15 protein-coding genes are annotated in these 10,483 nt (G+C 37.4%); 8 read left to right on the forward strand and 7 right to left on the reverse strand.

Annotated features, from left to right (window positions below):
- Nucleotides 1–45: 45 nt before the first annotated feature.
- From CYP51_RS04560 to CYP51_RS04595, 8 genes are all read left to right on the forward strand, one after another.
- Complete coding sequence (locus tag CYP51_RS04560) at nucleotides 46–249, forward strand: tautomerase family protein (protein WP_085657868.1); 204 nt, start codon at nucleotides 46–48, stop codon at nucleotides 247–249.
- Complete coding sequence (gene bcp, locus CYP51_RS04565) at nucleotides 246–743, forward strand: thioredoxin-dependent thiol peroxidase (RefSeq protein WP_021088154.1); 498 nt, start codon at nucleotides 246–248, stop codon at nucleotides 741–743. The genes CYP51_RS04560 and bcp overlap by 4 nt, the downstream gene beginning before the upstream one ends.
- Nucleotides 744–752: 9 nt before the next feature.
- Nucleotides 753–1,394 (forward strand): thiol:disulfide interchange protein DsbA/DsbL, encoded by a 642-nt coding sequence (locus tag CYP51_RS04570; RefSeq protein WP_103624546.1) that lies wholly within the window; start codon nucleotides 753–755, stop codon nucleotides 1,392–1,394.
- 105 nt (nucleotides 1,395–1,499) lie between these two features.
- A complete protein-coding gene (locus CYP51_RS04575; RefSeq protein ID WP_054196075.1) occupies nucleotides 1,500–2,414 on the forward strand; it encodes a branched-chain amino acid transaminase in 915 nt (304 codons plus the stop codon).
- A gap of 17 nt (nucleotides 2,415–2,431) precedes the next feature.
- Nucleotides 2,432–3,550, forward strand: a complete 1,119-nt coding sequence (locus CYP51_RS04580) for a prohibitin family protein (RefSeq protein WP_021090685.1) — start codon at nucleotides 2,432–2,434, stop codon at nucleotides 3,548–3,550.
- A gap of 2 nt (nucleotides 3,551–3,552) precedes the next feature.
- Complete coding sequence (gene hisIE / locus CYP51_RS04585) at nucleotides 3,553–4,287, forward strand: bifunctional phosphoribosyl-AMP cyclohydrolase/phosphoribosyl-ATP diphosphatase HisIE (RefSeq protein ID WP_103624547.1); 735 nt, start codon at nucleotides 3,553–3,555, stop codon at nucleotides 4,285–4,287.
- The gene (locus CYP51_RS04590; RefSeq protein ID WP_103624548.1) at nucleotides 4,277–4,807 is read left to right on the forward strand and encodes a DUF2393 family protein; all 531 of its coding nucleotides are present in this window, start codon (nucleotides 4,277–4,279) and stop codon (nucleotides 4,805–4,807) included. The genes hisIE and CYP51_RS04590 overlap by 11 nt, the downstream gene beginning before the upstream one ends.
- On the forward strand, nucleotides 4,807–5,358 hold the full coding sequence (locus tag CYP51_RS04595; protein ID WP_103624549.1) for a DUF2393 family protein: 552 nt from the start codon (nucleotides 4,807–4,809) through the stop codon (nucleotides 5,356–5,358). Before CYP51_RS04590 ends, CYP51_RS04595 begins: the two co-directional genes overlap by 1 nt.
- 119 nt (nucleotides 5,359–5,477) lie before the next feature.
- On the opposite strand, the gene CYP51_RS04600 is transcribed toward CYP51_RS04595, so the two are convergent.
- From CYP51_RS04600 to trxA, 7 genes are all read right to left on the reverse strand, one after another.
- Nucleotides 5,478–6,140 carry a hypothetical protein gene (locus CYP51_RS04600; RefSeq protein ID WP_103624550.1) on the reverse strand — a complete coding sequence of 221 codons (663 nt, stop codon included), beginning with the start codon at nucleotides 6,138–6,140 and terminating at the stop codon, nucleotides 5,478–5,480.
- Nucleotides 6,137–7,474: an amidophosphoribosyltransferase gene (purF, locus tag CYP51_RS04605; RefSeq protein WP_103624551.1), complete on the reverse strand. Its 1,338-nt coding sequence runs from the start codon at nucleotides 7,472–7,474 to the stop codon at nucleotides 6,137–6,139. Before purF ends, CYP51_RS04600 begins: the two co-directional genes overlap by 4 nt.
- A gap of 77 nt (nucleotides 7,475–7,551) precedes the next feature.
- Nucleotides 7,552–7,791, reverse strand: coding sequence for a DUF2314 domain-containing protein (locus tag CYP51_RS04610; RefSeq protein ID WP_103624552.1), 240 nt, complete (start codon nucleotides 7,789–7,791; stop codon nucleotides 7,552–7,554).
- Complete coding sequence (gene dapB / locus CYP51_RS04615; RefSeq protein WP_103624553.1) at nucleotides 7,784–8,554, reverse strand: 4-hydroxy-tetrahydrodipicolinate reductase; 771 nt, start codon at nucleotides 8,552–8,554, stop codon at nucleotides 7,784–7,786. The genes CYP51_RS04610 and dapB overlap by 8 nt, the downstream gene beginning before the upstream one ends.
- A gap of 144 nt (nucleotides 8,555–8,698) precedes the next feature.
- The gene (locus CYP51_RS04625) at nucleotides 8,699–9,637 is read right to left on the reverse strand and encodes an NAD(P)/FAD-dependent oxidoreductase (RefSeq protein ID WP_103624555.1); all 939 of its coding nucleotides are present in this window, start codon (nucleotides 9,635–9,637) and stop codon (nucleotides 8,699–8,701) included.
- A gap of 9 nt (nucleotides 9,638–9,646) precedes the next feature.
- Complete coding sequence (locus CYP51_RS04630) at nucleotides 9,647–10,093, reverse strand: hypothetical protein (protein ID WP_103624556.1); 447 nt, start codon at nucleotides 10,091–10,093, stop codon at nucleotides 9,647–9,649.
- Nucleotides 10,093–10,407 carry a thioredoxin gene (trxA, locus tag CYP51_RS04635; RefSeq protein WP_103624557.1) on the reverse strand — a complete coding sequence of 105 codons (315 nt, stop codon included), beginning with the start codon at nucleotides 10,405–10,407 and terminating at the stop codon, nucleotides 10,093–10,095. The genes CYP51_RS04630 and trxA overlap by 1 nt, the downstream gene beginning before the upstream one ends.
- Nucleotides 10,408–10,483: the final 76 nt, after the last annotated feature.

Below are 10,483 nucleotides of genomic sequence, written 5' to 3' on the forward strand. Positions count from 1 at the left end.
TCACTCATTTTGGCTAATATTTTATATCTTAAAAAAGGAGTAAAAATGCCTTATGTCAATATCAAAATAGCAGGTCCAGAGCCGACAAAAGAGCAAAAAGATCAAGTTTTTAAAGAGGTGACCGAGACGCTTGTAAGAGTGCTTGGCAAGAAAAAAGAGGCGGTGATGATTTTCATAGAAACTCACGATGCTAGCAACATCGGCGTAGGTGGTGAGAGCGTAGAAGATAAGAGAAAGGTGATAAAATGAGCGAATTTAGTAAAGCAGATATTGAACGAAAAATAACACTTGAAGTTGGTGACAAGGCGCCAGAGTTTGAAGCGCTAAATCAAGACGGCGTAAAGGTCGCACTAAAGGACTTTATAGGCAAAAATGTAGTGCTTTACTTCTACCCAAAGGACAACACTCCAGGCTGCACGACCGAGGCTTGCGAATTTAGCGCAAACTACGATCAGTTTATCAAAAATGATACCGTTATCATCGGCGTTAGCCCAGATAGCGTGAAGTCGCATGTGGGCTTTATTGCAAAGCAAAATTTAAAGCACATCCTCTTAAGCGACGAGGATAAAGAAATTTCAAAGCTTTATGGCGTTTGGCAGGTCAAGAAAAACTACGGCAAAGAGTATCTTGGTATCGTCAGAAGCACCTTTGTGATCGGCAAAGACGGCAAGATAGTTAAAATTTACAAAAGTGTAAAAGCCAAAGACCACGCCGCAAAAGTGCTAGCTGATCTTGTAAAATAAGGAGCAAAGATGAAGCTTATAAAAATGCTAATTTTAAGTGCGTTTTTTGCGCTAAATTTATCAGCACTGACTGAAGGTGTGGAGTATCAAACTCTAGTAAAACCGCTTAACGTGCCTAAAAACTCGGTCGTCAAGGTCTTTAGCTATGACTGCCCACACTGCTATAAATTTGACCGAACGATTACAAAAAAGCTCATGTCAAAGCTTGAAGATGTGAAATTTATCCCATATCACCTAAGCACAAAAGGCAAGCTTGGCGAGACTGCAAGTAAAATTTTTGCTGCTCTTATCTTTATAGATGAAACAAATGGTACTGATCTACTAAGCGATGAGTCAAAATTTAAGCAAGCAAAATTTGCGATCTATAAAGCAAGACACGATGAAAAAGATGATTTTAATGATGGCAAAGACAAAGAGAGATTTATAAATTTAGCCCTTAAAGCAGCTCACTTGAGCAAGGACAACTACAAAAAAGCACTAAATAGCAACCGAGCAAAAGAGCTTTTAGATGCGTGGTTTGCCTCTTATGATGTTGCAAGTATCAGCGGTGTGCCAGCTTTTGTAGTAAGCGGCAAATACTTAATAAATTTAAGCGCAGCTTCATCAATCGATGAGATGGCAAAGATCATACAAGAGCTTTTAGATAAGTAGTTTTTAGCAGGCAATATCTGCAAATTTTGGTCTTAGAAATGTAAATTTAAAGCAATTTTAGATAAACTCAGACCAAAATTTCTAAGAAAAAAGAAAGGTTTAACAATGAATGCTTCAGAATTTATCTGGATGGATGGAAAATTAGTTAAATGGGACGATGCAAAAGTACACGTTCTAACTCACTCTTTGCACTACGCTAATGCCGTATTTGAGGGTACAAGAGCTTATAAAACAAAAAAAGGTCTAGCTATTTTTAGACTCCAAGATCATACAAAAAGGCTTTTAAGATCAGCAAAAATGACTGTTTTAAATGTACCTTACACTGAGGAAGAGCTTGAAAAAGCGCAAATAGAGCTTCTTCGTGCAAATAAATATAATGGCAATGTTTATATCCGCCCACTTATATTTTTAGGATACGGCGTAATGGGCGTAGCTCACACAAAAGCGCCAGTGCAAACCGCTATCGCTTCATGGGAATGGGGTGCTTATCTTGGCGATGAAGGCCTAGAAAAAGGTATCAGAGTTAAAATTTCAAGCTTTGCCAAACTTGCACCTGCTGCTCAAATGAATAGAGCAAAAGCTAGTTCAAACTACCTAAGCTCACAAATGGCAAACTACGAGGCAAAAGAGGCTGGATACGACGAGGCACTACTTCTTGATAGTGAGGGCTTTGTGGCTGAAGGTCCAGGCGAGTGCTTCTTTATCGTTGAAAATGGCGTTTTAATCACTCCACCAAACGATAACAGCCTACTTAGCATCACTCAAGATACAGTCATAAGACTTGCTCACGATCTTGACATCGAAGTAAGAAGAGAGCGCATCACAAGAGATCAGGCCTACACAGCTGACGAGGCGTTTTTCACAGGCACAGCAGCTGAAGTAACACCGATAAATAGCATAGATAACCGCATCATTGGTAACGGCGCTAGAGGCGAAGTGACAAAGAGACTACAAAAAGCTTATTTTGACGTAGTTTACGGTCTAAATAAAAAATATGAATCATTTTTAACATATATTTAAAAATTTAAAGGAACGAAATGCCCGCTGATTTAAACGATTATTTCAATAAAAAAAAGCCAGGTAATGACAACAGAGGCTCAAGTCAAAATAGCGACAAAGAGCCACCTTTCAAAAAGGACTTTAAAATGCCAAATTTACCAAGTGGTTTTGGTAAATTTGGAGCACTTGCCTACATTGTAATTGCAATTATTGCTATTTTTGCTATCACTCAGCCATTTAAAGTGATTCACTCAGGTGAAGTTGGCATAAAGTCTACAGCAGGTAAATACGAGCCAAATCCTTTGCAACCAGGCTTTCACTTCTTTTTGCCTTTTATCCAAGATATCATCATCGTGGACACCAGAGTTAGGATCATAAACTATACTTCTGGCGAGGATATGGGCGAATCAATGCAAAAATCATATCAAGGCGTTGGCGCTGGAATTTTACGTAAAAATTCTATTTCAGTGCTTGATGCTAGAAATTTACCAGTTAGCATTGATATTACTGTGCAATACCGTTTAAATCCAGAAAATGCCCCTCAAACTATTGCTTCTTGGGGTCTTAGCTGGGAGAGCAAGATAGTTGATCCTGTCGTTCGTGACGTGGTTCGTAGTATCGCTGGTAAATACACAGCAGAAGAGCTTCCAACAAAGAGAAACGATCTAGCAAGACAAATCGATGATGGCATAAGAAAAGACATCGACTCTCAGCCAAATAAGCCAGTTGAGCTTTTAACAGTGCAGCTTCGTGAGATCATCTTGCCTTCAAAGGTAAAAGAGCAGATCGAGCGCGTCCAAATCGCTAAACAAGAGGCCGAGAGAACAAAATACGAAGTAGAAAGAGCAAATCAAGAAGCCTTAAAACAAGCCGCACTTGCAGAAGGTACCGCTAAAGCTGCGATCATTGAAGCAAAAGGTAAGGCTGATGCCATTAAAATCGAGGCTGATGCAACTGCGTATGCAAATAAAGAGGTTGCAAAAAGTGTCGATCAAAATCTACTAAATTTAAAGCAGATCGAGACGCAAAACAAATTTAACGAGGCTCTAAAAGAAAACAAAGATGCTAAAATTTTCTTAACACCTGGTGGAGCTGTGCCAAACATCTGGCTAGATGCAAAAGATAAAGCAAGAGCTAGCTCAGTAAGCGAGAGATAAAAATGAATAGCGTAACAAAAAGTATAGACTGGCAAAAGGTTGGAGGATTGCTTCCAGTAGTGGTTTGCGATCATGCCACAAATGAAGTTTTAATGCTTGCTTACATGAACGAAGAAGCATTAAATTTAAGTCTATCTAGCCGTTACGCTCACTATTTTTCACGCACTAAAAATAGAATTTGGAAAAAAGGCGAAGAAAGTGGCAATACTCAGGAGATAAAGGCTGCTTTTTTAGACTGCGATAACGATACTTTGCTTTTAAAAGTGATTCAAAACGGAGGCGCTGCTTGTCACACCGGAGCAAGGTCGTGCTTTTTTAATGAGATAAATTTACATGACGGCAAAATTTTAGATACAAAAGTTGAAGTCAAAAAAATAAATTATGGTGTGCTTAATGAGCTTTACCATGTAATAGAAGATAGAAAGCTAAATGCCAACCCTGAGACTTCATATGTAGCAAGTCTTTTTAAAAAAGGTGAAAATCAAATTTTAAAGAAAGTTGGCGAAGAGGCTGGCGAATTTATAATGGCCGCAAAGGATCTTAGTTTCGCAGAAAACTTAAAGCAAAATGAGCAAAAAGCAAAAGATGATCTGATCTACGAAGCAGCCGATCTTTGCTTTCATGCACTTGTAGCACTTTCAGCCCACAATATCCATCCAGATGCTGTAAAAAACGAACTTGCAAGGCGTTTTGGCATAAGCGGCATTGAAGAGAAAAGATCGCGAGATGTTAAATAGCATTAAGCACAACTTACTTTTTGTACTGCAAAATGCAAAGCTCATTGATTTTCTAACCTATGGCTGGATATTTTTAGCATTTATACTAATTGTGCTTTTAGGAATTTTTATCGCGATAAAGTCGTGGTGGCAGATAGGATTTTTATTTATTTTGGCTGATTTTTTCGGACTTTTTGTAGGTAATTACTACGCGAACAAATATATAAATGAAAATTTAAGGCCAGTTAGCATAAGCAAAATAATAACCAAGCAGCTTCAATATGTCGATGCGCTAATGGTTGATTTTAATATTACAAATAATTCAAATAATGCACTTAATATCTGTAAAATCGAGCTTGACTTCTATCTAAGCTCAAGGCAAAATACGAAAGATTTTTTTAACTCACTTAATCCATTTGCTAGAAAAAGAATCATCTTAAACGAGGAATTTTTACCAAAGCAAAGCATTGAGATTAAAGAATTTGTCAATGATTTTGCATTTATAGACTACAATATTTCTAAAAAAGTGGAGTGTTTTTGATGAGTTCAGCATATTTTACGATCGTTCATATTATCGTTCTTTTTACGATTGCTCTGCTTTCTATTTTATTTCTTGTTCTCTCGCTTAGAGCTGAGCGAAAGTTATTTTTATCACTATTTTTTACAAACATTCTAGTCTCAACCACACTTGCTGTTTTTTTGATGCTAGTGCTTGATAAATACACAAAAAAAGGTATACTCGAAAATGTAAAAAGTGAGCGAATTTTGCGAAACGAGAGTATTGTTTTTAAGGGGCAAGTGAGAAATATTGGTAAATTTACAATTAGCAACTGCACACTGACAGTCAAACTAATCAATCAACCACTAAATAAAAATGACCTTGGCGGTGAAGCATTTTTTAAGCCAAGTGGGCTTTCATTTTTCTCATGGGTTCTTGGTACAGATAAGGACGAAAGGCCAAATACAGTTGAATATAAATTTGATGTAGCCAAAAATTTACCAAAGCAAAAAAGCACACCATTTACCGTATATATGCCATATCCGCCTTACTTTAAAAATGGCATGAATATCACAAAACTAAATTGCTACTAAGTCAAATTTAAAGCAAATTTTTACAAATTTCATAGGATAAATTCTAAGTCTTAGTTTGATTTTATATTAATTTTTTCTTTTTAGTATCTGCAATGAACACTAATTTTTAAGATAAAGATTTAAAAAGTACAAAGTATATCAAGTAGCCTGCCCAATTTTTGTAAGTCATTTAAAAAAAGCTGCTTTGTCTTTTGTGTAAATTCTTTTGCTTCTTCTAGGATTTTGGCATCAGCTATATTGTAAGCAAACTCTTTTTTTAGGATCTTTGCACCTTTTTTATAAAAGAAATTTGCTTCTATAATGCTTGCAAAAAAACTATCATCTCTTAAATAGTAGTTTGTTGCTACATTTACATGCACTGGCTTTTGTAACAAAAAATCACCGCAAACACTATTTTTTGAGCTAAATTTAACACTCTCAAGCACATCAGGCCTTATCTCATAAAATTTTATCTCATTAGCTTTTTTTAAAGCCAGAGTATCGCTTGATTTATTTAAATTTATAGAGCTATTATTTACCTCAAGTACGTTTATAGTGCCCTTTGCAAGCGAATAAGCATTTAAAATTTTATCTTCTGCTAAAAAATTGACTACACCAAAAAATGGCACACTAACATTTTGTTCTGCAAAATTTTGGGCAGTTTTTATTTGTAGCTGCTGTTTTGTGCCATTTATCTCATAGTAGCTTACGTAAATAGAAATTTCGTCTTTTTTGCTTGGATTCTTTTGTGAGCAACCACTAAAAAATAGTACAACAAGCAAAAAAATAGCTAAATTTTTCACTTTATGAAATAGTCACCATCAAAGCTCACAAGCGAATATTTTCGCTCATTGCCGATACTTTCTTTAAGTTCGTCTATACTTAAAAATTCTAAGCTATCTGCACCGATATATTCTCTTACTTCCTCTACGTTTTTTTTAGAGCTTATTAACTCTTCAAAGCTTGGTGTATCGATACCGTATCGCTCAGGATATTTAAGCTCAGGACATGCAACTCTAAAATGAATCTCTTTAGCGCCCGCATGTCTTAAAAGATCAACCACCTTTTTTGAAGTAGTACCGCGAACGATACTATCATCTATAACAACGATACTTTTACCCTTTAGAACCGATGACATAGGGTTAAGTTTTAGCTTAACTTTTAAATTTCTCATCTCTTGGCTTGGCTCGATGAAGGTTCTACCCACATAGTGGTTTCTAGTGATAGCTAGCTCAAAAGGGATCTTGCTCTCGTTTGCGTATCCAAGCGCTGCTGGCACACCGCTATCTGGTACAGGTACGACGAAATCTGCTTTAATTTTGCTCTTCTTAGCTAGTACTTCACCCATTTTTTTTCTAACTTCATAGACACTTTTACCTTCTATCACGCTATCTGGACGTGCGAAATAGATATATTCAAATGCACAAATTCTAGGATCTGGATCATAAATTTGGATACTTTGAAACTCACTTTTTCCATGTTCAAAGACTATCATCTCACCAGGCCTAATATCTCTTATAAAGCTAGCCTCCACAAGATCAAAAGCACAAGTCTCGCTAGCTACGATATATCCACCATCTTTTAGCTTGCCAAGGCTTAGTGGCCTAACACCCCAGCGATCTCTTATGGCAAAAGTTTTATGGCGTGACTGGATAAGCAGACAATAAGCACCTTTTATCTTGTCAAGTGCCGCGATAATACGATCCTGCAAGTGTTCGCTATGGTTTCTTGCGATTAGATGGATGATATTTTCAGTATCCATATTTGTCTGAAATATCGCACCATCTTTAATAAGCTCATCTCTAACCTCATCTTTATTTACCAAATTTCCATTATGGACGATTGAAATTTGTCCCAAAGAGTAGTTAGCGGCTATTGGCTGGGCGTCACGACCTGAGTTTTTACCAGCCGTTGCATAGCGGTTGTGACCGATCGCCATATCACCTTTTAGTGATCTTAAAATTTCTTCATTAAAGACCTCTGTAACTAGGCCATTACCCTTGTGAGTAGAAATTTCTCCATCATCACAAACACTAATGCCACTCGCCTCTTGGCCGCGATGCTGCATAGAAAATAACGCATAATAGGCAGTCTTTGCTGCATCTTTAGAATTTATAATACCAACTATTGCACACATTTTTTTCCTTTAGTTTTCATCATCTTTGTAAATTTCAAGAACATTTTTGTAGTTAAACTTGATCTCATCGCCAGCATTTAAACAGCCTTTTGAAATAGTTCATTGTCTAAAATGCCGGTAAATTCGCCGTTATTTGTCTTGCTAACGACCACCCACATGTGCTCAACCTGAGCAAATTCACCATCTTCAAATCTAAATATAAGCTTTACTATATCGCCGGTTCTTAAATTTTGACGCTTTTCACGCTCTGGCAGGTAGAATTTATCACCAAATTCTAGCTTATAGCTTTCTATATCATCAAGCTCAAATTTAATCATCAAGCCCTAAACTATCGTCTATCGAGTAAAGGCCACTATTTTGATCTTTTAGCCAAATGGCAGCCCTGATCGCACCTTTTGAAAAGGTTGCCCTACTCGTTGCGGTGTGATTTAGCTCAATAAATTCGCCGTCATTATAAAAGCCAACCGTATGGCGACCGACTACATCGCCACCACGAAGCGCCATGACTGCGATCTCGTCCTTGCTTCTTTCGCCCACCATGCCAGCTCTACCAGTGACTAAAACATCTTTTAAATTTAGATCCCTAGCCTCAGCCACGCAACCAGCTAAGGTCATTGCTGTGCCGCTTGGAGCGTCTTTTTTATGCCTATGGTGCTGCTCTACTATCTCTATGTCAAATTCTCTTAATGTTTTTGAAGCGATCCTTGCAAGGCGGTTTAGTACAGCTACGCCCAAACTCATATTTGTTGCGTAAAGAATAGGCATAGCTCCCGATGCTAGGTGGAGTAAGTTTTTATCTTCGTTATCTAGCCCGGTCGTACCGATGACTAGCGGTTTTGGATTAGTTCTAGCGTAGTTTAGCAGTGCCATGGTTGCCTCTTTTTGACTAAAGTCGATTATCACATCGCATGCTTCAAAAAATTTAGCAAAGTCATTTGTCAAAAGATCGCTACTTAAATTTTCAACCTGATTTTTTTGGCTAAAAGCGATACTTAAAGTGGCATCTTTTTCATCTTTTAAACAAGAAATGATACTTTGAGCCATCTTTCCGCTAGCACCGTAAAGTCCTATTTTTACCAAAATTTATCCTTTGATTTTTGGTTGAAATTTAACATAAATTTTATTATAGATAGATTACAAATAGGCTTTAAAAATGCGTATAAAATCAAAAATTTGATAGAAAAAGAAGAAAAATTTAGCCAAAAATTTGGCTAAATTTGAATATTAATGCAAGCTTTCTATGTAGCTCATAGCGCTAAGTGCTGCTACTGCACCATCAGCTGCGGCTACAACTACTTGTTTTGGAGCGTCTTCTCTGATATCACCTGCCACAAAAAGTCCTTTTAGGCTAGTTTGCATCTTTAGATCGGTCTTGACCTGTCCACCATCGACCATATCGCAGATAAATTTGCCGTTTTCGTCTTTTAAAATTTCATTATTTACGTTTAGTCCAACGAAAGTAAAAATTCCCGGCACATCAAGCACACGCTCGCCATTTTTGGTATCAAGCACGATCTTTGTGAGACCCATTTTATCGCCAAGTGCTTCTTTTATCGTTGCACTTGTTATAAATTCAATCTTTTCATTTTTTCTAGCTTTTTCAACCGTAGTTGGCACCGCTCTAAATTCGTCACGTCTATGCACAAGGTAAACTTTTGAGCAGATATTTGCTAGATAAAGTGCCTCTTCAACAGCTGTGTCACCACCGCCAAGAACAGCTACTTCTTTATTTTTGTAAAAAAAGCCATCGCATGTTGCGCATGTACTAACACCTTTGCCAAAGAATTCATCCTCACCTTTAAAGCCAGCACGTCTTGGGGTTGAGCCAGTTGCTACGATGACAGCCTTTGCCTGCTCACTCTTGCCGCCTTCAAGTAAAATTTCAAAGCTGCCGTCGCTATTTTTTCTAACCCCAACAACGTTTGCCCATTTATGAACTAGCCCAAATGCGCTGCACTGCTTCCACCAAGTGCTCATAAAGTCAAAGCCACTCTCACCAGGGGCTTTTTGGCCTGGGTAGTTTTCTATCTCTGAGCTCGAGGTGATCTGACCGCCAGGCTCGCCTTTTTCAAACATTACAACATTTTTTAATCCGCCTCTAGTGGCGTAAAGTCCGGCGCTTAGTCCTGCTGGACCGCCTCCGATGATCGCTAAATCAAGCATAAATTTCCTTTATTCTAAAACATTTATGGACGAATTTTGTTTGTAAATTTCGCCCCTTTGATGAACTATCTCAACACTGCTTGGCAGCTTTGTGATGCTCAAATTTCGCATCAGCTCCAAGACTGTATTTATATCTGAGCTTATATATTTTAGTGTCGAGTTTGACTCATATCTTTTTTGAAAGATATCTATTGCCACAACTATTTCATTTTTGGGTGGTAAAATTTCGTCTAATTTTGATTGATTTGAACTGAAGATTAAAAGCGTGTATTTTGGCTCTTTTGGAGTGAAAATTTCGCTTTTTTCGTAGAAAACCAGCTTCGCAAAATCAACAAATTTATATTGTGAAAAACGATAGTTACTATACGCAAACGCAGCTGCTATCATAGCTGCACCAAAAAATGAACCAAATATATATGTAAGAGGAAGTAGACTTCCTCTTCTTTTTTCGCCCATTAAAGAAGCGAATTTATCTTGTCAGCTAGCGCTTGTTTTGACTGTGCACCGACCATTTGCTCAACTAACTCGCCATTTTTGAAAAATAGCAATGTTGGGATCGATCTGATGCCAAACTCAACTGCAAGATCTTGCACTTCATCAGTGTTCACCTTGCAAATTTTTGCTCTGCCGTCAAATTCTTCAGCAAGCTCTTCAATCACTGGAGCTAACATACGGCAAGGTCCGCACCATGGAGCCCAGAAATCTACTAAAGCAACGCCTTCTTTTGTAACATCAAAATTTTCTTTTGTAAGTTCGATGTATTTTCCCATTTTTTCTCCTTATTTTTAAGATGTGGCAATTATACAAAATTAAATTTAAATTTTATCTAAATAATAAATTTTATTA

Source organism: Campylobacter concisus, from assembly GCF_002912895.1.
Taxonomy (GTDB): Bacteria; Campylobacterota; Campylobacteria; order Campylobacterales; family Campylobacteraceae; genus Campylobacter_A; species Campylobacter_A concisus_G.